The sequence below is a fragment of the Curtobacterium sp. MCLR17_042 genome (assembly GCF_003234695.1).
Taxonomy (GTDB): domain Bacteria; phylum Actinomycetota; class Actinomycetes; order Actinomycetales; family Microbacteriaceae; genus Curtobacterium; species Curtobacterium flaccumfaciens.
In genome coordinates this window covers 1-22306 of sequence record NZ_QKTD01000028.1, presented here as the reverse complement: position 1 = coordinate 22306, position 22306 = coordinate 1, and the positions used below count along the sequence as shown (strand labels likewise).

Sequence of the window (22306 nt, the reverse complement as noted above, 5' to 3'; positions counted from 1 at the left end):
GATGTGTATAAGAGACAGCGCCCGTAAGCCCCCACCCCCGCACACCCCACGCACCACGGAACAGGGAGAACCCACGTGAAGACCCGAGTCCTCGCCGGCCTCGCCATCGCGGCAGCCGCGACCGTCGCACTCTCCGGCTGCGTCCAGAGCGCCAACGCCTCGAACGCCTCCGACACCGACGGCACCACCGACCTCACCGTGTTCATCAGCGGCGACACCAACGTCCAGGACCTCTGGGACAAGTCGCTCATCCCCGCCTTCGAGAAGGCCAACCCGAAGATCCACGTCAGCACGAGCATCGACCTGCACGGCGAGCACGACGCCCAGACCCAGGCGAACCTCGCCACCGCGGTCAAGGCCGGCAAGTCCGTCGCGTACGACCTCGTCGACGCCGGCTTCGTCACCACCGCCGGCAAGGCCGGGTTGATGGCACCGGTCAGCGACAGCTCGATCCCGAACCTGAAGGACGTCCCGGAAGCCACGAAGCAGCAGGGCGGCGACAGCGCCATCCCGTACCGCGCCTCGAGCGTGCTGCTGGCGTACGACGCGAAGAAGGTCACGGACCCGCCGAAGACCCTCGACGACCTGCTCGCCTGGATCAAGGCCAACCCGGGCGAGTTCGCCTACAACTCCCCGTCGTCCGGCGGTTCGGGTGGCTCGTTCGTGGCCACGGTGCTCGCGAAGTACCTGACGCCCGCCGAGCAGGAGACGATGCAGACGAAGTACGACAAGTCGCTCGAGTCCAAGTGGGACAAGGGCTTCGCGGCCCTGAAGGACCTCGGCCCGTCGACGTACCAGAAGGGCGTCTACCCGAACGGCAACGACCAGGTCGTGCAGCTGCTCGGCAGTGGCCAGATCGCGATGGCCCCGGTCTGGAGCGACCAGTTCATCACCTCGCAGAAGACCGGCATCATCCCGAAGACCACCAAGGCCGTGCAGATCGAGGACCCGTCGTTCACCGGCAGCGCGAGCTTCCTCGGCATCCCCAAGACCGAGCCGAAGGCCAAGAAGGCGGCAGCCGAGAAGCTCGCCGACTTCGTGCTCAGCACGAAGGGGCAGCAGCTCGTCGCGAGCGCCGTCTCCGGCTACCCGGTGATCCCGCTCGACAGCCTGCCCGAGTCGGTCGCCGAGCAGTTCGCCGACGCGAACCCCTCGCAGCTCCGCCTCGGGTTCCAGAGCGACTTCGCCGCCGACATGAACGCGGCGTGGGACGCGAAGGTCCCGCAGTGACCCAGACCGTCCAGGACGGCCCGGCAACCGGCCGGGAGGCCCGTGGCGACTCCGCCACGGGCCTCCCGCCCGTCCCGCCCCACGCCCAGGGCCCGGCGCACCCCGCCAGCGGGCGCACGGCGCAGGAGCGGCTGGCCCGCCGCCGGCGGTGGCAGGGCCTCGCACTCGTCGCCGCCCCGGTGCTGGTCGTCGTCCTGTTCGTCGGCGTCCCGGTGGTGAACGCCGCGCTGTTCAGCCTCGGGTTCACCGGCGGCCTGAACCAGGCGCTCGCCGACATCGGCGGCGACACCGTGCGCGGCTTCTCGTTCGCGGTCTACGCGACCCTGCTCGGCAACGCCACGTTCCTGCGTGACCTGGTCGCGACGCTCGGGGTCACCGCGCTGTCGACCGGCCTGACCGTGGGGCTCGCCGTCGTCGTCGCGGTGATCCTGCGGCTCCGCGGCGGCTTCCTCGGCAAGACCCTCAGCGTCCTGGCCGTGGTGCCGATCTTCGTGCCGGTGGTCATCGCGAGCTGGTCGATCCTGACCTTCACCGACGCGCAGGGGTTCCTCCGGAGCCTCGGTGCGCAGTTCGGCCTCGACGTCCCGGTGTGGGGCTACACCCTCGTCGCCGTGGTGTTCGGCAGCGTCTGGACCAGCCTGCCGTTCGCGGTGCTCATGATCGCCGGGGCGCTGCAGGGCACCCCGGACGCCCTGGTCGAGGCCGCGAAGGACGCCGGGGCGAGCACCTGGCGTGTCGTCTGGCAGGTGCTCCTGCCGATGGCCGCGACCCCGCTCGTCATCGCGACGACGTTCACCGTGATCGGGGTGCTCGGTTCGTTCACCGTGCCGTACTTCACCGGTCCGAACGCACCGACGATGCTCGGCGTCGACATCTCGAAGTACTTCCAGGCCTACAACCGTCCGCAGCAGTCGACGGCGATGGCGTTCATCGTGTTCGCGTTCGCCGCGGCGGCGAGCGTCTTCTACCTCCGCTCGACGGTCCGCTCGAACGCGGGCGAACTCGACAAGAAGCGTCAGGAGCAGCAGTGATCAAGCGTCTGACCGGCAACGCCCTCGTCTGGGCGACCGCGATCGTGCTGGCCGTGTTCATCCTCGGGCCGCTCGTCTGGCTGGCCGCCCGGGCCTTCGCCACGACGTGGACCTACCCGAACCTGCTGCCCGACGGCTGGACCCTGCAGTGGTGGGGCACCGTGTTCGAGGACCGCAGCCTGGCCGTCGCGGTGCAGAACTCGCTCGTCCTCGCCCCGCTCACGGTCCTCATCGCCGCGGTGGTCTGCCTGCCCGCCGCGTGGGCGATCAGCCGCATCGAGTTCCCGGGGCGGCGCCTCGTGCTCGTCGGGCTGTTCGCCACGAACGCGTTCCCGAAGATGGGCCTCTTCGTCACGATGTCGGCGATGTTCACCGCGCTGAACCTCATGAACACGGTCACCGGCATCCTGATCGTCCACGTCCTGGGCTGCGTCGTGTTCATGACGTGGTTGCCCGCCGCAGCCTTCTCGGCCGTGCCGCGGTCCCTCGAGGAAGCCGCCCGCGACGCCGGGGCCAGCCGCTGGCGCACCTTCTGGAAGGTGACGTTCCCGATCGCCTGGCCCGGGATCCTCGTCGCGATGGTGATGTCGTTCCTGGCGTCCTTCGACGAGGCGCAGGGCACGTACCTGGTCGGCGCCCCGACCTACATGACGATGCCGACGGCGATGTACTCGCTCGTCCTGAACTCCCCACGCCAGGTCTCGGCGGTGTTCGCGATCGCGCTGAGCATCCCGTCCGTGGTCCTGCTGCTGCTCGCCCGGAAGCACATCATGGGCGGCCGACTGGCGGACGGCTTCCAGATCCGATGACCCGGCCGCGACCGACCGGGCCGACACCCGGACAGACACCCGGACCGACACCGATGACCCACACCAGCACGAAAGGCGACCAGATGACGGACGCAACGCTCGTCGCGGAACGCGCACCGGGCCTCCAGGCCGACGGCAGCACGACGGACCGGACCCGATCCGGCGGCCTCACCATCCGCGGACTGCGCAAGACGCTCGGCGGGCGCGACGTCGTCGCCGGCATCGACCTCGACGTCGCCAAGGGCGAGCTCGTCTCGCTCCTCGGGCCGTCCGGCTGCGGCAAGACCACGACGCTCCGCATGGTGGCGGGGTTCCTGCCCGCCGACGGCGGCGTCGTGACCATGGGGGACCGCGACGTCACGTCGCTCGGCCCGGAGCGCCGACCGAGCGCGATGGTGTTCCAGAACTACGCGCTCTGGCCGCACATGACGGTGACGCAGAACGTCGCGTTCCCGCTGCGGACCCGACGGGTGCCGAAGGCGCGGGTCGCCGAGCGCGTGCGCGACGCGCTCGAGCTCGTCGGCCTCAGCCACCACGCCGGCTCGAAGCCGACCGCGATCTCGGGTGGTGAGCAGCAGCGCGTGGCCCTGGCCCGCGCCATCGTGCAGGAGCCGGACGTCCTGCTCCTCGACGAGCCGCTGTCGAACCTCGACGCGAAGCTCCGCGTGAGCGTCCGCGACGAGATCCGCCGCATCCAGCAGCGGCTCGGCATCACGACCGTGATCGTGACGCACGATCAGGACGAAGCGCTCAGCATCTCGGACCGGATCGCCGTGATGCACGACGGCCGCATCGAGCAGATCGCGACCCCGACGGAGCTCTACGCCCGCCCCGCCACGAGCTTCGTCGCCTCGTTCATCGGGGCGACGAGCGTCGTCACCGGACGGTTCCTCGCCGGCACCTCGGTCAGCCCGACGGCGGCCGACACGGTGCTGGTCCGCCCTGAGCAGGTCGTGCTCACCGACGACTCGCCGATCCGCGCGACGGTCGCGCGGGTGCTCATGCGGGGGCACTTCGCCGAGGTCGTGCTCAGCACCGACGGCGCGGAGCTCCGTGCCTACGTCACCGGGCCACCGCCGGCGGTCGGCACCGAGACCGGGGTGCGCCTGGGTGAAGTGCTCGTCCACCGCGACGGCGTGCTGCTCGAGGTCGCGCGATGAGCGCGGGGGTCCCGACGTCGACGGTCTCTGCTGCGGCTGCGGTCGACCGTGTGGTCGCCACCAGCCCGGACGGGAGGCCCGGCGTGCGTCCGCCACGCCTCGTCGCCCACCGTGGTGCGCCGCGCGTCCGGCGTGAGAACACCCTGCCCGCCATCGCGGTCGCCGAGGCGCTCGGCGCCGAGGTGATCGAGGTCGACGTCCGCCGCACCGCCGACGGTGTCGCCGTCCTGCTGCACGACGACACGCTCGGCCGGATGTGGGGCGACGCCCGCCGGGTGTCCGACGTCGACTGGTGCGACGTCGCCCGGCTCGGCAACGGCCTCGACCGGATCCCGCGGCTCGACGGCGCGCTCGAACGCCTCGACGGCTGCCGGTCGACCCTGCTCGTCGACCTGACCGACGCCGAGGACGCCCTGGTCGCCGCCCGCACGGTCGCGGGCTTCACCGGTTCCACCGCGGTGGCCTGGTGCGGAGCGCCGGCGGCGATGGCGGCCGTCCGCTCCGTGCTGCCCGACGCCGACGTCTGGCTGGCGTGGGAGTCGCTCGACCCGCCGGTGTCGGCGGACCTCGAGGCGCTCGGCCCGTCGACGCTCAACCTCGATGTCGCGTTCCTCACCCCGCGCACCGTCGAGGTCGCGCACGCCCTGGGCCTGCGCGTCGCTGTCTGGACCATCGACGACGTCGAGCCGGCGATCTGGGCGGCCCGGCTCGGTGTCGACTCGATCACCACGAACGACGTCGGGTCCATCGGGGCAGCCCTGTCGGCGGCCGAGCGCGACGGCTGGCCCGAGCGCGACCGCGAGCCCACCGAGACCGAGGTCGCCTCGCGCGCCCAGGCCCTGGCCCACCGCATCGCCCACGAGGTCATCGCCTACACGCGAGAACACCCGGTCAGCGAGGTCCACACCAAGGCGAACCCCGCCGACCTGGTCACCGACGTCGACCGCCTGGTGGAGCAGCACGTCCGCTCCCGCGTGCGGATGGTGTTCCCGACGCACGGGTTCACCGGCGAGGAGTACGGCGAGGCCCCCGGCGACCGGCACCGCTGGTTCCTCGACCCCGTCGACGGCACCACCAACCTGGCCAACGGCGTGCCGTGGACCTCGATGTCGCTCTGCCTGACCCGAGGCGGCCGTCCGCTCGTCGGCGTCGTCGCGGACCCCTGGCGCGGTGAGGTGCTCGAGGCCCGACGCGGCCGCGGTGCCACCCTGCGCGACCGCCAGCTCCGACTCGACGACACACCCCGGCCGCTCGCCGGCGCCGTCGTCGGCACCGAGCTCGACGGACACCGCCCGTGGCCGGGGTTCGGGGCGTTCCTCGACGCCCTGGCCGACCGGTCGTGCACGCTGCGGGTGCAGGGATCGGGGACCTTGACGATCGCCCAGGTCGCGGCCGGGCGGGGGATCGGCGGCTGCGTCTCGGCGTTCAACCCGGTCGACCACGGGGCAGCGGTGCTGCTCGTGCACGAGGCCGGGGGTGTCGTGCTGACGCGGTCCGGCCCCGTCCAGGGCTTCCCGCCCGCGGGGGAGCCGTTCCTCGTGGCGCACCCGGGGGCCGCGGACGAACTGCACGCGGTGTGGACGGCGGCGCTCGCCGCGGGGTGAGCCGCGCGGCGCACGTGCGGGGATGGCGATCCGGTGCGGGGTTGGCTGCCGGGTGCGGCGCTGCAACCGCGCACGGGGTTGGGAACCGCGCACGGGATGTACAGGTGCGCACGGTGCGGGCTGGAGGGGCGGTGCCAGCCCGGCACGCGCCTCCCGGCCGACTCTGAGCGGGCGCTCAGTCAGCCGACGCCGGGGGTTCGTAGTGTTGCAGTCCACGACGGGTCCGACCGGGCCCACCGTGCACCCGAAGGAGCATCGACCATGGGATTCCTCGACCGCCTGCTCGGACGTCCGGAGCGTGACCGATCCGCTGACGCACAGCAGAACCAGTGGGGGCAGCCGCCGCAGCAGCAGGGCTACCGGTACGGCCAGCAGTCCTACCAGCAGCCGGCACCGTCCGCACCGCAGGGCGCAGGCGACCAGTACGGCGTCCCGCAGTGGGGCGGTGCGCCGACGCAGCAGCAGGGCGCGACGACCGACGACGAGCGTGCGGTGGAGCGTTACCGCTACCTGCTCCGCACGGCACCGCCGGAGCGCATCGAAGAGGTCCACGCCGAGGCCTTCGCCAAGCTGACCGACGAGCAGCGCCGCATGGTCTACGACGAGTTCACCCGGACCGCGCCTCCCGGTGAGGCGCCCCGTGGTGACGACCCCCGCTCGCTCGCCCAGTCGGCGACCCGCTCCGAGATCCGCCAGCCGGGCTTCATGGAGCGCTCGCTCGGTGGCGTCGGCGGTGGCGGCGGACGCTTCGGCGGCCAGCGCGGCGGTCCGTCGTTCGGCAGCATGATCGGCGCCTCGATCCTCGGGACCGTGGCCGGCTACGTCATCGGTTCGGCGATCATGAGCGCGTTCCTGCCGGACCCCGGTTCGTTCGATGGCGGTACCGACGCTGCGGGTGACGGTGGTTCGGAGGACACTGGTGCTGAATCCGGTGATGCCGGGGCGTCCGACGGCGGCGCATCCGACGGCGGCGGCTTCGACAATGCGGGCTGGGGCGACAGCGGATCCGACTTCGGCGGTGGCTTCAGCGACTTCGGTGGTGGTGACTTCGACGTCTGAGTGACGTCCGTCGCTCCACCGGACCCCCGGGTACCCACCGTGTCCGACGAAGGAGCGACATGGCCATCATCGAAGCCTCCGGGCTGACCAAGACCTACAAGTCGAAGTCCGGGCCGGTGCACGCGCTGGCCGGGCTCGACCTGTCGGTGCCGCAGGGCACCGTGAAGGCGCTGCTCGGGCCGAACGGCGCGGGCAAGACCACGGTGGTGAAGGTGCTGACCACCCTCATCACGCCCGACTCGGGCACCGCGACGATCGACGGCATCGACGTGATCGCCGACCCACAGGCCACCCGGCGGTCGATCGGGGTGTCCGGGCAGTACGCGGCGGTCGACGAGAACCTGACCGGGTTCGAGAACCTCGAGATGATCGGGCGGCTCTACCACCTGGGCCGCCGGACAGCGCGCGATCGTGCCCGGGAGCTCATCGACGTCTTCGACCTGTCCGAGGCGGGCGACCGTCCGGTGAAGGGCTTCTCCGGCGGCATGCGGCGACGCATCGACCTCGCCGGGGCACTCGTGATGAACCCGCGCGTGCTGTTCCTCGACGAGCCGACGACGGGCCTCGACCCCCGGAGCCGTCTGGCCCTCTGGGGCATCATCGAGGACCTCGTGGCCGAGGGCGCGACGGTGCTCCTCACCACCCAGTACCTGGAAGAAGCCGACCGGCTCGCCGACGACATCGCGGTCATCGACGACGGGGCCGTCATCGCCGAGGGCACCGCCGACCAGCTCAAGGCGCAGGTCGGCGGGCACCGGGTGGTGGTGACCCTGGTCGACGAGGCCGACGGCGACGCGGCGACGACGGTGCTGCGCCGGTACGGGGTCGGCGAGGTCGAGACCTCGGGCGACGGCCGCACCCGTGCCATCGCGGTGGAGGCCGGCCCGGCCGCCCTGCAGCGCGTGCTCGCCGACCTGGGCGAGGCCGGCATCGAACTCCACGACGCCGGCATGCGGCGCCCGACCCTCGACGACGTCTTCCTCCGCCTGACCGGACACGCCGCGACGGACGACGACGCCGGCGCACCCGCGGCCACCAAGCAGAAGGAGACGGCACGATGACCACGACGTCCCTCGCGCCGGGCCGCCAGCTGCCCGTCGTCGTCACCTCACCGCTCGCCGTCTGGGTCGAGGACGGCTGGACCGTCACCAAGCGGAACCTCATCAAGCTCAAGCGGTCGCCGGACATGCTCGTGTTCGCCGTGCTGCAGCCGATCATGTTCGTGCTGCTGTTCAGCCAGGTCTACGGCGGCGCCATCCAGGTGCAGGGGACCGACTACACGCAGTTCCTGATGGCGGGGATCTTCGCGCAGACCGTGGTGTTCGGTGCGACGTTCTCCGGGTCGGCGATGGCGCAGGACCTGAAGGAGGGGCTGATCGACCGGTTCCGCACGCTGCCGATGTCGGCGTCCGCGGTCCTGGTCGGGCGCACCAACTCCGACCTCGTCCTGAACTCGATCTCGATGGCGATCATGATGCTCACCGGGCTCGCGGTCGGGTGGCGGGTGAACTCGTCGCCGCTCGAGTTCCTGGCCGGCATCGCCCTGCTGCTGCTGTTCAGTTACGCGTTCAGCTGGGTCATGGCGCTGCTCGGCATGAGCGTCAAGACGCCCGAGGTCATCAACAACGCCTCGTTCATGATCCTGTTCCCGCTGACGTTCATCTCGAACGCGTTCGTGCCGAGCGACACCCTGCCGCTGGTGTTGCGCGTGTTCGCGGAGTGGAACCCGGTGTCGTCGCTCGTGCAGGCCGCGCGCGAACTGTTCGGCAACGTCGGGTCCGCCCCGGTTCCGGACATCTGGACGATGCAGCACCCCGTGCTGACCGTGCTGATCGGGATCGCCGTGATGCTCGTGGTGTTCGTGCCGTGGGCAGTGAACAAGTACACCAGGATCAGCGCGAAGTGATCAGAGCAGCTTGCGCTGCAGCGCCCACGCCGTCAGCTCGTGCCGGTTCGACAGCTGGAGCTTCCGCAGGACCTTGGACACGTGTGTCTCGACGGTCTTCACCGAGATGAACAGCTCCGTCGCGACCTCCTTGTAGGCGTACCCGCGCGCGATCAGCCGCATGACCTCCTGCTCGCGGGCGGACAGGCGGTCCAGCTCGGCGTCGTGCTGCGCCGTCTCGCCGCTGACCGCTCCGAACGCGTCGAGCACGAAGCCGGCCAGGCGCGGCGAGAACACCGCGTCCCCGTCCGCCACACGGGTCACGGCCTCGGTGACCTCGGCACTCGACGAGCTCTTCGTGATGTACCCGCGGGCGCCGGCGCGGATGACCCGCACCACGTCGTCGGCGGCGTCCGACACGCTCAGCGCGAGGAACCGGGTGTCCGGGTTCTCCGGTGTGGACCGCGTGATGACCTCGGCACCGCCGCCGCCGGCGCCGCCCGGCAGGTGCACGTCGAGCAGGACGACGCGTGGGCGGGTGGCCGCGACGAGCGTCACGGCTTCGTCGACGGTCGCCGCCTCACCCACGACCTGGAGGCCCGGTGGCAGCCCGGCGCGCACGCCGGCTCGGAAGATGGAGTGGTCGTCGACGATCGCGACGGTCAACGGGGCGGGCTCGGTCATGCGTGCTCCTCGTCCTGGGCCGCGGGTGCGAGCGGCAGGGTCAGCCGGACCTCGGTGCCGGTGTGCCCCGGCCCCGGCGCGATGGTCGCGTGGCCGCCGAGGCGCTGCATCCGGCCGATGATCGACTCGCGGACGCCGTACCGACCCGCGGGCACCGTGTCGACGTCGAACCCCGGGCCGCGATCGCGGATGCTGAGCTCGACCCGGTCACCGGCGGTCTCGGCGTACACGCTCACGGTCCCACCGGCGTGCCGGGCGGCGTTGAGCATCGCCTCGCGGGCGGCGGCGACGAGCCCGTCCGGCAGGTCGCTGCGGGCGGGTCCGACCGCGATGACCTCGATGCGGGCGGGGTACTCGGCCTCGATGTCCACGGCTGTGTCCCGCAGCTGCGCGCCGAGGTCGCGCGCCGGTTCCGCCCGCTCGGTGAAGAGCCAGGACCGCAGCTCGCGCTCCTGCGCCCGCGCCAGCCGGGCCGCGTCCGAACCCGGCTCGGCCTTCTGCTGGATGAGGGCGAGGGTCTGCAGCACCGAGTCGTGCAGGTGTGCCGCGAACTCGGCGCGCTCGAGGTCGCGGACGCGGGCGGCGCGTTCCTCGGCGAGGTCGCGGACGAGTCGGACCACCCACGGAGCGACCACGACGGCGACCCCGACCAGGACGGCCACCGCGGCGGTGAGCACGGTCCAGACGTTCGGGCGGCTGCTCGTCGTGAAGAACAGCAGGATGCCGAGCACGACGAGCACCAGGGCACCGAGCGCCCGGACCACGAGGGCGGAGGACCCGGCCGTGCGGACGTTGCGGAGCGCGTCGAACTGCCGCCAGGCGAGTGCGGCGCCGGTGACGACCACGACGCCGGGGACGATGACCTCGAGGGGGACGGCCACCCCCATCCGCGCTGCGACCACCGCGCCGGCGGCGGCGAGCAGGGCCACGCCGAGCAGGATCTCGACGACCGGGGCATGCCGGGCGGACGCGGTGGTCTCGTCCTGGTCGACGATGGCGGCCGGGGTCAGCACGGACTTGAGTGGTGCGCTGCCGGCGGCTGCCCCGACGGCCGCGCTCGGCACGGTCGCCCAGAGCCAGGCGTAGAGCAGCAGCCCGGCGCCACCGCAGACCACCAGGACCGCGGTGGCGAGCCGGACGGCCCCGACCGGCAACCCGGTGTGCGCCGCGAACCCGCTGCAGACCCCGCCGACGACCCTGGGGATCGGGCGCGTCATCGTTGCGGTGGCCATGGGGCAATCCTGGCACCCGGACGGCCCCCGCAGCAGTGTTCGGGGCCGGGATCAGGGACCGGTCAGGGGGAACCCCGATGGTGTCGGCGCAGCACTGCCGGGATGCTGGTGGCCATGACCGATCACCAGCACGACTCCGCTCCCGGCACCGCCGCCGGCAGCGCCGACTCGACGACCCGGTTCTTCGACTGGGTCCGTGGCCTCGGCATCGCGCGCACCGACGACCGCTGGCTCGCCGGCGTGTGCGGTGCCGTCGCCCGCCGCACCGGGCTCGATCCACTCGTGGTGCGCGGCGTGACGATCGTCGTCGCGCTGCTGGGCGGGCCGGTCTTCCTCGCCTACGCCGTCGGCTGGGCGCTGCTGCCCGACACCGCCGGACGCATCCACGTCGAACGGATGATCCGCGGGGTCCTCGACCCGGCGCTCATCGCGATCGGCGCCTTCGTGGCACTCACCTTCGTGCCCGCCGCCCGCGGCCTCTGGTGGCAGGGGGTCCCGGACGCCTGGGGGATGCCCGGCTGGCTCGAGGCGACACTGGCCACCGCGTGGAGCATCGTGCTCGTCGGCGGGATCGTCTGGCTCATCGTGGTCCTGGCCCGACGCGGGGTGGACGGCGAGCGGACCGCGAGCACGGGCACCGGCAACGACCCGACCGCTGCCCCGCGGGGCGACTTCTGGACCAGCCCCGAGGAGCCGCACCCGACCCGGAACGCGTGGACCGCGGAGGCGACCGGCGCGGCGGACGCGGGACGGGCCTCCTGGCAGTGGGGTGCGCCCGCGAGCCCCGAGGACCGGCGACGGCAGCACGAGGAGCGGATGCGCGCCGAACGCGAGCGGGCGGCCGAACGGCGGGCCGAGCGGGTGGAGCGGCGACCCGGGGCGGCGTACGTCGCCGTGTCCCTCGGACTCGCACTCGTCGCCGGAGCCGGGGTCGCGTTCTGGGCGCAGCAGGCCGGGTGGTCCGTCCCGGTCCTCGGGATCGCCGCGGCGCTCGCGGTGCTGGCGATCGCGACGATCGTCGCCGGGATCCGCGGCCGCGACGACGACGTGCTCGGACTGTTCTCGACGGTCGCCGCGGTGGCCCTGGTGGTCACCGGGGTCCTGCCCGCCGGCACCCAGGTCTCGCTGATCGGTGGCACCACGTGGCAGGTCGAACGCGCCGCCTCGGGGACCGAACGGAACTTCGCGATGCTGGCCGGCGGTCCGACGCTGGACCTCCGCGAGCTCGAACCGTCGGCGGTCGGGGGCGACGTGAGCCTCTGGCTGGGCGCCGGCGGAGCCGAGGTGCTGCTGCCGACCGACCTGCCGGTGCGGGTCGAGGTGAGCGGTGTCGGCTACGGGGTCGACACCGGCGGAGGCGACGACGACGGCACCGGTGGGGTGCTCCGGACCACCACGCTCGAGAACCGTGCGGCACGCACGGCAGATGCGGACGAGACGACGACCGTGCACCTGTGGATCCTCGGCGGCGGCGTCGACGTGCCGCGGGCGATCACGGTCGGCGAGTGAGGAACGGGACGATGACGAACGACGGAACGACCAACGACGAGACGACTGCGCCGATGGCTCCACCGGCCACTCCCGACGAGCCCGTCCGGCGGCCCGCACGCCGTGGCGCACGGTTCGGCACGATCCTGTGGGGTGTCCTGATGCTCGTGTTCGCCGGGGCGATGGCCGTGAGTGCGCTGCCGATGTTCTCAGTGGACACCACGACCCTGCTGCTCGCCGCCTGCATCGCCGCCGGTGTGCTGCTGGTCGTGGCCGGGATCGTGGCGACACTGTCCCGCACACGGCGGTAGTGGGAGCGCCCCGTCCACAGGACCGTCCGGGTGTGCACGGGGGCCACCCGGACGGCTTAGCATCATCCACGTGACCGCGACAGACGCCGAGCGGGCCGCCCAGCGCGACGCCACCGAGCAGCCCCTCGACCGCAGCACCCGCCTGCGCCGGTGGATGCTGCACGGGGCCGACCAGGGAGCCTCCCACCAGGGCCCGCACCAGGTCGAGGTCGAGAAGACCCACCCGTGGTGGCGGGTCATGTGCCTGACCGGTGTCGACTACTTCTCCACCCTCGGGTACCAGCCCGCCATCGCCGCGCTCGCCGCGGGGCTGCTGTCGCCGATCGCGACGATCGTCCTCGTGCTCGTCACGCTGTTCGGGGCGCTGCCGGTCTACCGCCGGATCGCGCACGACAGCTTCCGGGGTGCCGGGTCGATCATGATGCTCGAGAAGCTCCTGCCGTGGTGGGCGGGCAAGCTCCTCGTGCTGGTGCTGCTCGGGTTCGCCGTGACGGACTTCATGATCACGATGACCCTGTCGGCGGCCGACGCCACGGCGCACATCGCCGAGAACCCGTACACGCCGCACTGGTTCACCGAGATCCCGGTGCCGCTCACCCTGGCGCTGCTGCTCCTGCTCGGCATCGTGTTCCTGCGCGGGTTCAAGGAGGCCATCGGCATCGCGGTCGGCCTCGTCGCGGTGTTCCTCGCCCTGAACGCCGTCGTCATCATCGTCGCCCTCTGGCACGTGTTCGAGAACCCGATGGTGGCGAGCGACTGGTGGTCCGGGCTGACAGCACAGCACAGCAACCCGCTCGTGATGGTCGGCATCGCCCTGATCGTGTTCCCGAAGCTCGCGCTCGGGCTCTCCGGGTTCGAGACCGGTGTCGCGGTGATGCCACAGGTCCGCGGCGACGCCACCGACGACACCAGCGACCGACCCGAGGGCCGGATCCGGGGCACCAAGCGCCTGCTGACCGTCGCGGCGCTCATCATGAGCTCGTTCCTCATCACGTCGTCGATCGTGACGACGTTCCTCATCCCGCAGCGCGAGTTCCAGCCGGGCGGCGGTGCGAACGGGCGCGCCCTGGCGTACCTGGCGCACGAGTACATGGGCGGCGTGTTCGGGTCGATCTACGACTTCTCCACCGTCGCCATCCTCTGGTTCGCCGGCGCGAGCGCGATGGCGGGGCTCCTCAACCTGGTGCCGCGATTCCTGCCGCGCTACGGCATGGCACCGCAGTGGGCTCGTGCGGTGCGTCCCCTCGTGATCATCTTCACGCTCATCGCGTTCGTCATCACGATCATCTTCCAGGCCGACGTCGACGCGCAGGGCGGCGCCTACGCCACCGGCGTGCTCGTGCTCATCACGAGCGCCGCGGTCGCGGTGACGCTGTCCGCGCGCCGCAAGCAGCAGCGCAAGCGCACCATCGCGTTCGGCGTGATCTCGGTCGTGTTCGTCTACACCACCGTCGCCAACGTGATCGAGCGGCCCGACGGCGTGCGGATCGCGGCGATCTTCATCATCGCGATCGTCGTGGTGTCGCTCATCTCGCGCGTGCGGCGTTCGTTCGAGCTCCGGGCGTCGTCGATCGAGCTCGACGCGACCGCCCGCCAGTTCGTCGAGGCCGACGCCGACCAGTTCAGCTCGATCTGCATCATCGCCAACGAACCAGGTGCCGGTACGGCCGAGGCGTACCGGGCGAAGGGGCGCGAGGAACGCCGCGACTCCGGCATCCCGGCCCGCGTGCCGACGATGTTCCTCGAGGTCCTGCCCGCCGACTCGTCCGACTTCGAAGAGGACCTGGTGGTCGAAGGCCACGTCATCCACGGGTTCCGCGTGCTCAAGGTCCGCTCCGGCAACGTCCCGAACACCATCGCGTCGACACTCCTCGCCATCCGCGACCTCGCCGGTGTGGTGCCGAGCATCTACTTCGAGTGGAACGAGGGCAGCCCGATCCGCAACGCCCTGCGCTTCGTGTTCACCGGTGCCGGCGACGTCGCCCCCGTGACGCGCGAGGTCCTGCGCGAAGCGGAACCCGAGGTCAACCGACGGCCCAACGTCCACGTCGCGTGAGCCACGGACCGGGCGCGGGGCGTGCCTCCAGGCCCGTCGGCGGTCTGGCGGCGATCGCGGTCGCCGCAGCGGTCTGGGGCACCACCGGGACCGCGACGCACTTCGCGCCCGGTGTGCCGGCGTTCGTGTTCGGTGCGGTGACCTTCGGGCTCGGCGGGCTCGTGCTCGCCGCCACCGCGGGCCGGGGCACGCTGCGTGCCGTCACGCAGCGCCGGACCCGCGGCTGGGCACTGCTCGGTGCCGCGTCGCTCGTGGTCTACGCGGTCGCGTTCTACGCGGCCCTCGCCGACGCCGGGGTCGCGCTCGGCACGACCCTGGCCATCGGCTCGTCGCCCGTCTTCGCCGGCCTGGTCGAGTGGGTCGCCGACCGGAGGCGCGTCACCCGGCGGTGGGTCGTCGCCACCCTGGTGAGCGTGGTCGGCATGGTCGTCGTCACCCTCGCGCGCTCCGAGCACGACGGTGGCGGGCGGTCACTCGCGGTCGGCGTCGGCAGCGCCCTGGTCGCCGGTCTGACGTACGCGCTGTACTCGTGGGCGGTGGCGCGGGGGATGCACGCCGCGACGAGCCGGATGCCGATCGCCGTCGGTCGCGCGGAGTCCGACAGCATGCCGGTCGGTGGGGACGTCGGGGTCGCAGCCGCGCGGGCTGCCCGCGGGCCGAACGAACGCGGGCTCGTCGGCGCGGTGTTCGGGGTGGCCGCGGTGCCGCTCGTCGTGCTCGCCGTGGTGGCGGGCGGGCCGTTCCTGACCGACGCCGGCAACTGGCCGGTGTTCCTGTACCTGGCGCTGGTGCCGACGGTGATCGGGCACTCGCTGTACGCGCTCGGCCTCCGGACGGTGACGGCGTCGGTCGCGACGCTGCTGTCGCTGCTCGAGCCCGTCGTGGCCGCGGTGCTCGCGGTGTTCGTGGTGGGGGAGCGCCTGGGTGTCGGCGGATGGGCCGGCATCGTGCTGGTGGTCGCCGGGCTGTCCGTGCTGGCGCTGCCTGCGCGGCGCGCCCGCTGATCAGCGGCGCCGCCCGGCGCTCGCGCGTCAGCCGTCCAGGATCTGGTCCCGCACCTTCCGCCGCAGCACCTTGCCGATCATCGAGCGCGGCAGGTCCTCGACCACCACGACCCGGCGCGGCACCTTGTACGCCGCCAGGTGCTCGCGCGACCAGGCCCGGAGCGCAGCCGCGTCGAACGTCGAGGGGTCCTTCGGCACGACTGCCGCGACGACCTGCTCGTTGCCGCCCTGCGTGATGCCGACGACCGCGACCTCCTTGACGCTGGGGTGCTTGAGCAGGGTGTCCTCGACCTCGGACGGTGACACGTTGAAGCCACCGGTGATGATGAGTTCCTTGAGGCGGTCGACGATCCGGACGTACCCGTCGGCGTCGATGGCCACGATGTCGCCGGTGCGGAACCAGCCGTCGGGCGTGAAGACCTCGTCGGTGGCCTCGGCCTTGCCCCAGTAGCCGCGGAACACCTGCGGTCCACGGACCTGCAGTTCGCCGGGCTCGTCGATGCCGAGCACCTTCGTGTCGTCGTCGGGGTCGACCACGCGCGCCTCGGTGGAGGACAGTGGCAGGCCGATCGACCCGAGTCGACGCTCGGGGGAGACCGGGTTGGCCATCAGGACCGGGGAGCACTCGGACAGGCCGTAGCCCTCGACCAGGTAGCCGTCGGTCCGGGCCTCCCACGGTTCGACGATGTCCTGCGACAGCGGCATGGCGCCGGAGATGCCGATCTCGATGCCCTTGAGCGACACCTTCGCCGAGTCGGCCGCGTGCTGCAGCCGGGCGTAGATCGGCGGCACGGCCGGCAGGAACGTCGGCGGGTGGCGCTTGATCGCCGTCAGGACGAGGGCGGGGTCGAACGCGGGGAAGAGCACGAGCCGCGAGGCCATGCTCATCGCGAAGGTCAGGCAGAGCGTCAGGCCGTAGGCGTGGAACATCGGCAGCACCGCGTACACGACGTTGTCGCCGCGGCGGATCTGCGGCACCCACGCCCGGGCCTGCGCGGCGTTCGCCAGCAGGTTCCGGTGGCTCAGCACCGCGCCCTTCGGCGTCCCGGTGGTGCCGGACGTGTACTGGATCAGCGCGACGTCGTCGGTGGCCGGCCGTGGGTGCCGCTTCGACAGCTTGCGGGTGTCGGCGAGGTCGTCCCACTTGACCGTGCCGCGCACCTTCGCCGTCAGCTTCGCGCGGGACTCGCGGGCCTTCGCGACCGGCAGCGCCAGGGCGAGCCGGGTGCTCCGGGGCATGGCGCGGGTGATGTCGACCGAGACGATCGCGTCGAGGTGCACGTCGGCCGGGAAGTCCTGCAGCGTCGCGACCGACTTGTCCCACGCGATGGCGACCTTGGCGCCGTGGTCCTCGAACTGGTGGCGGAGCTCCCGCGGCGTGTACAGCGGGTTGTGCTCGACCACGATCGCGCCGAGCCGCAGCACCGCGTAGAACGCCACGATGTGCTGCGGGCAGTTCGGCAGGACGATGGCGACGCGGTCACCCGCGCCCACGCCGAGCTTCCGCAGGCCGTTCGCCGCGCGGAGGATCTGCTCCTCGAGGTCGGCGTAGCTCGTGGTGCGCTTGAAGAACTCGAGGGCGACCTGCCTGGGGAACTTCCGGGCCGACTGCTCGACCAGGTCGTACAGGGAACCACTCTGTTCCTCGATGTCGTGCGGGACCCCCGGGGCGTACGAGGCAAGCCAGGGACGAGGCGTGTCGATGCTCACCCGACCCAACCTAGTGGGCCACCCCCGTGCACGCTGGGAGGGCCACTTTGCGCGATGCCACCCCCGTACCCAGGCGACGGACGGAACATGACGACATGTCCACTGTCTCCGACGTCTTCCGGTCCCGCCTCAACCAGACGTTCACGGGTGGTTCGACCGGCACGGAAGCCTGGATGGACGACCTGGAACACGGCACCGACGCGGGCTTCTTCGGTCCGGGCTCGGCCACGTGGGCGGTGCACGGTGGGAGCCACGGCATCGTCGCCGGCGTGCGGGCACTGCTCGTCCAGGCGCTGCACCCCGGCGCGCTCGCCGGCGTCGCCGACCACTCCCGGTACCGCGAGGACCCGTTCGGCCGTCTGGCCGGCACCAGCCGGTGGATCGCGACGGTCACGTACGGCGACCGGCAGACCGCCCGCAGCGGCAGCGACTGGGTGCTCCGGCTCCACGAGCGGGTCCGCGGGCAGTACGTCGACGCGCACGGCACCACCCGCCCCTACGCGGCGAACGACCCAGACCTGGCGCGCTGGGTGCACCTCGCCTTCACCGACGCGTTCCTCCGCGCCGCCCAGCGGTGGGGCGGCCCGATCCCCGGCGGCGCCGACGCCTACGTGCGCGAGTGGGCCGAGGCCGGGCGGCTCATGCGCATCGTCGACCCGCCCGAGTCCGAGGCGGAGCTCCGTGCCCAGATGAACGGGTACCTCGACCGCGGCGAACTCCTGGTGGACTCGCGCACCCGTGACGTCGTGCGGTTCATCAAGGACCCGCCGCTCTCCCGTCTGCTGCGACCCGGCTACCGCGCGGTGTTCCAGGGCGCGGTGTCCACGCTCGACCCGCGGCACCGCTCGCTCCTCGGCCTCCGTGCGCCGATCGTCGGCCCGGTGGAGCTGCCGGTGGTCCGCACCACGAAGCTCGTGCTCGACGGGATCGGTGCGGTGCTCGACGACCAGACCGGTTCCGAACGGGCCGCGCGGCGGCGCATCGCGCGCCTGCAGCGCGCCGACGGCAGCGCGGTCGCCTGACCACGGCCGTCACCGGGACCACATGACGGACGGGAGGCACGGTGCCAGCTGGCACCGTGCCTCCCGTCCGCTCGTGGGGGCGTCAGAAACCCGACGGCACCCGGGGCGTGTAGGCGGACTCGAGTCGCGTGACCTCGTCGTCGGTGAGCGTCAGCGACGCTGCGGCCACCGCGTCGCCGATGTGGTGCTCCTTCGTCGCGCCGACGATTGGCGCGGAGACCGCGGGCTTGCCGGCGACCCAGGCCAGGGCGACCTGCGCCATCGGGACGCCGCGCTCGGTGGCGACGGCCTCGACCGCGTCGACGATCGCACGGTTGGCGTCCTCGTCCTGCTTGTAGAGGGTCTTGCCGAACTCGTCGGTCTGCGCGCGTGAGCCCGAACCGGAGGCGTCCCAGGGGCGGGTGACGCGGCCGCGGGCGAGGGGGCTCCACGGGATCACGCCGACGCCGGTGTGCTCGCAGAAGGGGAGCATCTCGCGCTCCTCCTCGCGTTCGAGCAGGTTGTACTGGTCCTGCATGCTCACGAACTTCGTCCAGCCGTGGCGCTCCGCGGTGTGCTGCATCTCGGCGAACTGCCACGCCCACATGCTGCTCGCGCCGATGTAGCGCGCCTTGCCGGCCTTGACGACGTCGTGGAGGGCCTCCATGGTCTCCTCGATCGGCGTCACCGGGTCGAAGCGGTGGATCTGGTACAGGTCGACGTAGTCCGTGCCGAGCCGGGTCAGGGAGGCATCGATCTCGTGCATGATCGCCGCGCGGGACAGTCCGGCGCCGTTCCGGCCGGGACGCATCCGGTTGAAGACCTTCGTGAAGACCTGGACGTCCTCGCGCGGAGCCAGCTCGGCGAGGAGCGTGCCGGTGATCTCCTCGCTGCTGCCGTCGGAGTAGACGTTCGCCGTGTCGAAGGTCGTGATGCCGGCCTCGAACGCGCGGCGGACGAACGGGCGAGCGTCGTCGATGCCGACGCTCCAGGCGTGCGAGCCCCGGTCCGGGTCGCCGTACGACATCATGCCGAGGACGACGCTGCTGATCTCGAGCCCCGAGTTGCCGAGGCGCTTCGTGTCGGTGGTCATGCAGTCACTCTGGCATCACGGCCTGTGACCGCGAGCAGACGGACCTGGAGCGGGGAGTCCTCGGTGACGTCGACCGGGGGTGCGTACAGGCCGGTGGCGGCGAGGTCCTCGATCTGCGGCTCGAAGTACTCCCACACGGCGCGGACGAGCTCGTCGGGCAGGGACTCCTCGGTGCCGGTCGCCCGGGCGAGGTCCCACGTGTGGATCGTGATGTCGCTCGTCTGCTCGGTGAGGTACTGCGCGGCGGGCACGACGTCGGTGCTGAGGTGCACGGGGGTGTCCTGCGGTGCGTTCCGCCAGGCGTCGGTGGCTGCCGTGGCGAACCGGTGCCACTCGGTCACCAGGTCGTCGCCGATCGGCTCGAGGTCGGCCTGGGCCTGGGCGTAGTCACACCCGGTCAGGAGCTTCGGGATCCAGCGCTGCTCGTCGACGACGTGGGCGACGAGGTCGCGGGTGGTCCACTCGGAGTCGGGGGTGGGGGCGTCCCAGTCGGCGACGGCGGCGACGCGGCGGCCGAACTCGGCTGCCGCGAGGGCCTGCATCGCGATCCAGTCGGTGGCCATGGTGGTGCTCCTGTTCGTCGTGCGGGCGTGCTCGTGGTTGGTGCTTCTCGTGCAACTCGGGGTCCGGCGTGCGGATTCCCCTCGGTGCCGTCGCACGTGCCAACGTTACGCGGGGGCGGGGGCGGGGCGGTGCTCGGGCGCTCGTCCGCTCGTGCGCGCTCGTGCGCGCTGGTGCGCTCGTGCCCCTAGCTACGTGTCCTGCGCGTCCTCGCGCCTCGTTCCGCGAGCGGGCGAAATGCCGCACTTCGTCCCCGCCGTGTCCCGGGTATTCCGCCCGCTCGGCCGCGCTCCCGATCTCCGCCTGGGTCGCTCGCACCTGCCGCCCGCTCGGGTCCTTGCGCGAGCGGGCGAAATGTCCGGCGTGCTACGGAGATCGGCGTGGTATTTCGCCCGCTCGTGGCGTGGGCGTGGGCGTGGGCGTGGGGCGCACGGGTGCCGACGTGGGGCGTGATCGCGGGGATCGGCGTCGACTTCGGCGCCCGGCATCGTCGAGCGGGCGGAATGCCTGACGAGACAGGACGAGGTCCCGGGGTGTTTCGCCCGCTCGTGGTCGGGGGGAGCGGCGCGGGCAATGAAGAACGCCCCGACTCCGTGCGGAGTCGGGGCGTTCTTCTCGGGTTCGGGGAGTGCCGCTCGGTGCCCTCAGTCGGGCGTTGAGTCAGAGGTGGCTCAGGCCGCCTGGAGGACGAACTGGACGTCGAGGTTGATCGTGACGTCGTTGCCGAGCGTGAAGCCGCCGGCCTCGAGCGCCGCGTTCCAGTTCACACCGAACTCGGTGCGGTCGATCTTCGTGGTCGCCTCGGCACCGAACTTGACCTGGCCGTAGCCGTCCGTGGTGAAGCCGCCCAGCTCGGCCTTGAGGACGACCGGCTTGGTGACGCCGCGCAGGGTCAGGTCGCCCGCGATGTGCAGGTCGTCGCCCTTCGCCTCGATGCTCGTCGAGCGGAAGGTCAGCTGCGGGTGCTCCTCGGTGAGGAAGAAGTCGCTCGTCTTGAGGTGCTGGTCGCGCTGCTCCTGGCCGGTGTTGATCGACGCGACGTCGATGTTGGCCTCGACGGTCGACTCGAGCGGGTTCTCGGCGGTGACGACGGTGGCGTCGAACGTCTCGAACTTGCCCTTGACCTTGCTGATGGCGAGGTGGCGGACCGAGAAGGTGACCTCGGAGTGGGTCGGGTCGATCTTCCAGGTGCCGGTCTTGTAGCCGGGAACGGTGTCAGCGGTGAGCGTCATGGTGGTCCTTCTTCCGAACGAGAGTCTGCGGTGCGACGCGTTCCATGCGCCTGCATCGAGTTGATACTACGACAGTGTGCACCGTTTTGGTTGAAGCGTCAACCATTGTTCACCCAAGTGTCGCAAACCGCGTGTCGTGGGCTCCTCTGACGCCCACCTCGAGCAGCCGACGGATGCGGTGCACGAAACGGTCGACACCGTGCGCGACGTCGTCTGCTGTTGCTCTGACGAGCCACCAGTCGACGTCCTTGAGGTGCTCTCCGCGCGTCAGGTCCTTCCGGAAGGTGGCTGGATCGGTGCGGTGCAGATCGCTCTCGTACTCGATCGCGACCCTGGCATCGGGGTAGGCGAGGTCCACACATGCGACCCACTGCCCGTCGACGACGACATCGTGGTTGAGTGCCGGTTCCGGGAGTCCGCGGCGGACGAGTGCCAGCCGTGTCCGGGTCTCTCCGGGAGACCGAGATCCCCTCCGGATCTCGTCGATCGCGAGGCGGAGCTTCACGATCCCGCGGATGCCCCGTCGTCGTCGGACGGCCTGGGCGAGTTCGTCGAGCGTCGCCCAGCCGAGCCACCCCACGAGCGCATCGCCCGCGACGATGAGTTCGTCGAGCGTCAGCATCGAGCCCAGTGCGACGAACGTGTCGGCCGGAGTGGTCAGCGGCACTCCTCGTGCGATCGTCGCGCGGACCGATCCGTACCGAGCTCGGTGGCCGACCGTGCCGCGGACCCGGAGTGCTTGGTCGGTCCCGATCGTCGTGACGTGCAACCGCTGATCGCGTTCGAGACGACGGGGGAGCGGGACGCCGATGATCGCTGCCGCAGTGACGTGACTGAAGACCTGATCGGGGCGGAGTCGAGGAGCGAGCGCCCTTGCGCGTTCATCCACGGACTCCGGTGGGAACGCGGATCGGATGCCGTGGAACGGGCGGACGAGATCTCGAGCGTCGAGTCGGCCACGCGAAACGCCTCGGTGCAGCGCATCCCGTACCCGGAACGAAGCGTCGCGGAGTGCCATCGGGAGTCGGCGTCTTGCGGTCATCTCCACAGCGTGACGGCGAGCCGACCCCGAGGACGGGATTCGGGCCTCCTCTGTGGACGACTTGCCCGCTCTCGCCCATGTGGAGGGACGGTTGCCCCCCGCGAGCGGGCGAAA

20 protein-coding genes are annotated in these 22306 nt (G+C 71.7%); 13 read left to right on the top strand and 7 right to left on the bottom strand.

What is annotated here, in order from left to right; translation table 11 throughout:
- Positions 1-75 precede the first annotated feature (75 nt).
- From DEJ02_RS17940 to DEJ02_RS17905, 8 genes are all read left to right on the top strand, one after another.
- Positions 76-1230, top strand: coding sequence for an extracellular solute-binding protein (locus DEJ02_RS17940; protein WP_111034031.1), 1155 nt, complete (start codon positions 76-78; stop codon positions 1228-1230).
- Positions 1227-2261, top strand: coding sequence for an ABC transporter permease (locus DEJ02_RS17935; RefSeq protein WP_111034030.1), 1035 nt, complete (start codon positions 1227-1229; stop codon positions 2259-2261). Before DEJ02_RS17940 ends, DEJ02_RS17935 begins: the two co-directional genes overlap by 4 nt.
- Complete coding sequence (locus DEJ02_RS17930) at positions 2258-3070, top strand: ABC transporter permease (RefSeq protein ID WP_017886992.1); 813 nt, start codon at positions 2258-2260, stop codon at positions 3068-3070. Before DEJ02_RS17935 ends, DEJ02_RS17930 begins: the two co-directional genes overlap by 4 nt.
- Positions 3071-3153: 83 nt before the next feature.
- A complete protein-coding gene (locus DEJ02_RS17925) occupies positions 3154-4230 on the top strand; it encodes an ABC transporter ATP-binding protein (RefSeq protein WP_258378778.1) in 1077 nt (358 codons plus the stop codon).
- Positions 4227-5834, top strand: coding sequence for an inositol monophosphatase family protein (locus DEJ02_RS17920; protein WP_111034028.1), 1608 nt, complete (start codon positions 4227-4229; stop codon positions 5832-5834). Before DEJ02_RS17925 ends, DEJ02_RS17920 begins: the two co-directional genes overlap by 4 nt.
- A 261-nt stretch (positions 5835-6095) precedes the next feature.
- Positions 6096-6893: a hypothetical protein gene (locus DEJ02_RS17915; RefSeq protein WP_071405482.1), complete on the top strand. Its 798-nt coding sequence runs from the start codon at positions 6096-6098 to the stop codon at positions 6891-6893.
- A 59-nt stretch (positions 6894-6952) separates the two neighbouring features.
- Positions 6953-7954 carry an ATP-binding cassette domain-containing protein gene (locus tag DEJ02_RS17910; protein WP_111022661.1) on the top strand — a complete coding sequence of 334 codons (1002 nt, stop codon included), beginning with the start codon at positions 6953-6955 and terminating at the stop codon, positions 7952-7954.
- Positions 7951-8799 carry an ABC transporter permease gene (locus DEJ02_RS17905; protein WP_051596514.1) on the top strand — a complete coding sequence of 283 codons (849 nt, stop codon included), beginning with the start codon at positions 7951-7953 and terminating at the stop codon, positions 8797-8799. The genes DEJ02_RS17910 and DEJ02_RS17905 overlap by 4 nt, the downstream gene beginning before the upstream one ends.
- Here DEJ02_RS17905 and DEJ02_RS17900 read toward each other — a convergent pair whose 3' ends face one another.
- Both DEJ02_RS17900 and DEJ02_RS17895 read right to left on the bottom strand, forming a co-directional pair.
- The gene (locus DEJ02_RS17900) at positions 8800-9462 is read right to left on the bottom strand and encodes a response regulator transcription factor (RefSeq protein ID WP_111034027.1); all 663 of its coding nucleotides are present in this window, start codon (positions 9460-9462) and stop codon (positions 8800-8802) included.
- Positions 9459-10694 carry an ATP-binding protein gene (locus tag DEJ02_RS17895; RefSeq protein WP_111034026.1) on the bottom strand — a complete coding sequence of 412 codons (1236 nt, stop codon included), beginning with the start codon at positions 10692-10694 and terminating at the stop codon, positions 9459-9461. The genes DEJ02_RS17900 and DEJ02_RS17895 overlap by 4 nt, the downstream gene beginning before the upstream one ends.
- A 114-nt stretch (positions 10695-10808) precedes the next feature.
- Here DEJ02_RS17895 and DEJ02_RS17890 point away from each other — a divergent pair, with 114 nt between their 5' ends.
- The 4 genes from DEJ02_RS17890 to DEJ02_RS17875 all read left to right on the top strand — a co-directional run bounded on the left by DEJ02_RS17890 (position 10809) and on the right by DEJ02_RS17875 (position 15553).
- Entirely contained in the window at positions 10809-12203 is a 1395-nt protein-coding gene (locus tag DEJ02_RS17890) for a PspC domain-containing protein (RefSeq protein WP_181440415.1), read from the top strand.
- A gap of 11 nt (positions 12204-12214) precedes the next feature.
- Positions 12215-12493 (top strand): hypothetical protein, encoded by a 279-nt coding sequence (locus tag DEJ02_RS17885; RefSeq protein ID WP_111034024.1) that lies wholly within the window; start codon positions 12215-12217, stop codon positions 12491-12493.
- 154 nt (positions 12494-12647) lie between these two features.
- Positions 12648-14549: an amino acid transporter gene (locus DEJ02_RS17880; RefSeq protein ID WP_245164602.1), complete on the top strand. Its 1902-nt coding sequence runs from the start codon at positions 12648-12650 to the stop codon at positions 14547-14549.
- Positions 14546-15553, top strand: coding sequence for a DMT family transporter (locus DEJ02_RS17875; protein ID WP_111034022.1), 1008 nt, complete (start codon positions 14546-14548; stop codon positions 15551-15553). The genes DEJ02_RS17880 and DEJ02_RS17875 overlap by 4 nt, the downstream gene beginning before the upstream one ends.
- A 27-nt stretch (positions 15554-15580) precedes the next feature.
- Here the strand turns inward: DEJ02_RS17875 and DEJ02_RS17870 are convergent, their stop codons facing one another.
- A complete protein-coding gene (locus DEJ02_RS17870) occupies positions 15581-17263 on the bottom strand; it encodes a long-chain-fatty-acid--CoA ligase (RefSeq protein ID WP_071405488.1) in 1683 nt (560 codons plus the stop codon).
- Positions 17264-17358: 95 nt separating this feature from the next.
- Between DEJ02_RS17870 and DEJ02_RS17865 the strand changes: the two genes are divergently transcribed.
- Positions 17359-18285, top strand: a complete 927-nt coding sequence (locus DEJ02_RS17865; protein WP_110864492.1) for an oxygenase MpaB family protein — start codon at positions 17359-17361, stop codon at positions 18283-18285.
- A gap of 82 nt (positions 18286-18367) precedes the next feature.
- On the opposite strand, the gene DEJ02_RS17860 is transcribed toward DEJ02_RS17865, so the two are convergent.
- The 4 genes from DEJ02_RS17860 to DEJ02_RS17845 form a co-directional block, all read right to left on the bottom strand.
- A complete protein-coding gene (locus tag DEJ02_RS17860) occupies positions 18368-19357 on the bottom strand; it encodes an aldo/keto reductase (protein ID WP_111034021.1) in 990 nt (329 codons plus the stop codon).
- Positions 19354-19920, bottom strand: coding sequence for a TIGR03086 family metal-binding protein (locus tag DEJ02_RS17855; protein WP_111034020.1), 567 nt, complete (start codon positions 19918-19920; stop codon positions 19354-19356). Before DEJ02_RS17855 ends, DEJ02_RS17860 begins: the two co-directional genes overlap by 4 nt.
- 669 nt (positions 19921-20589) lie before the next feature.
- The gene (locus DEJ02_RS17850) at positions 20590-21150 is read right to left on the bottom strand and encodes a YceI family protein (protein WP_027464630.1); all 561 of its coding nucleotides are present in this window, start codon (positions 21148-21150) and stop codon (positions 20590-20592) included.
- A 109-nt stretch (positions 21151-21259) separates the two neighbouring features.
- Positions 21260-22039: a hypothetical protein gene (locus DEJ02_RS17845; RefSeq protein WP_146249336.1), complete on the bottom strand. Its 780-nt coding sequence runs from the start codon at positions 22037-22039 to the stop codon at positions 21260-21262.
- Positions 22040-22306 lie beyond the last annotated feature (267 nt).

What these genes read in the sequence shown, in the direction of transcription:
- DEJ02_RS17925 (WP_258378778.1), top strand. Translation starts at nt 3,154, where the DNA reads ATGACGGACGCAACGCTCGTCGCGGAACGCGCACCGGGCCTCCAGGCC.
- DEJ02_RS17905 (WP_051596514.1), top strand. Translation starts at nt 7,951, where the DNA reads ATGACCACGACGTCCCTCGCGCCGGGCCGCCAGCTGCCCGTCGTCGTC.
- DEJ02_RS17860 (WP_111034021.1), bottom strand. Translation starts at nt 19,357, where the DNA reads ATGACCACCGACACGAAGCGCCTCGGCAACTCGGGGCTCGAGATCAGC.
- DEJ02_RS17885 (WP_111034024.1), top strand. Translation starts at nt 12,215, where the DNA reads ATGACGAACGACGGAACGACCAACGACGAGACGACTGCGCCGATGGCT.
- DEJ02_RS17880 (WP_245164602.1), top strand. Translation starts at nt 12,648, where the DNA reads ATGCTGCACGGGGCCGACCAGGGAGCCTCCCACCAGGGCCCGCACCAG.
- DEJ02_RS17895 (WP_111034026.1), bottom strand. Translation starts at nt 10,694, where the DNA reads ATGGCCACCGCAACGATGACGCGCCCGATCCCCAGGGTCGTCGGCGGG.
- DEJ02_RS17890 (WP_181440415.1), top strand. Translation starts at nt 10,809, where the DNA reads ATGACCGATCACCAGCACGACTCCGCTCCCGGCACCGCCGCCGGCAGC.
- DEJ02_RS17915 (WP_071405482.1), top strand. Translation starts at nt 6,096, where the DNA reads ATGGGATTCCTCGACCGCCTGCTCGGACGTCCGGAGCGTGACCGATCC.
- DEJ02_RS17910 (WP_111022661.1), top strand. Translation starts at nt 6,953, where the DNA reads ATGGCCATCATCGAAGCCTCCGGGCTGACCAAGACCTACAAGTCGAAG.
- DEJ02_RS17900 (WP_111034027.1), bottom strand. Translation starts at nt 9,462, where the DNA reads ATGACCGAGCCCGCCCCGTTGACCGTCGCGATCGTCGACGACCACTCC.
- DEJ02_RS17855 (WP_111034020.1), bottom strand. Translation starts at nt 19,920, where the DNA reads ATGGCCACCGACTGGATCGCGATGCAGGCCCTCGCGGCAGCCGAGTTC.
- DEJ02_RS17850 (WP_027464630.1), bottom strand. Translation starts at nt 21,150, where the DNA reads ATGACGCTCACCGCTGACACCGTTCCCGGCTACAAGACCGGCACCTGG.
- DEJ02_RS17920 (WP_111034028.1), top strand. Translation starts at nt 4,227, where the DNA reads ATGAGCGCGGGGGTCCCGACGTCGACGGTCTCTGCTGCGGCTGCGGTC.
- DEJ02_RS17865 (WP_110864492.1), top strand. Translation starts at nt 17,359, where the DNA reads ATGTCCACTGTCTCCGACGTCTTCCGGTCCCGCCTCAACCAGACGTTC.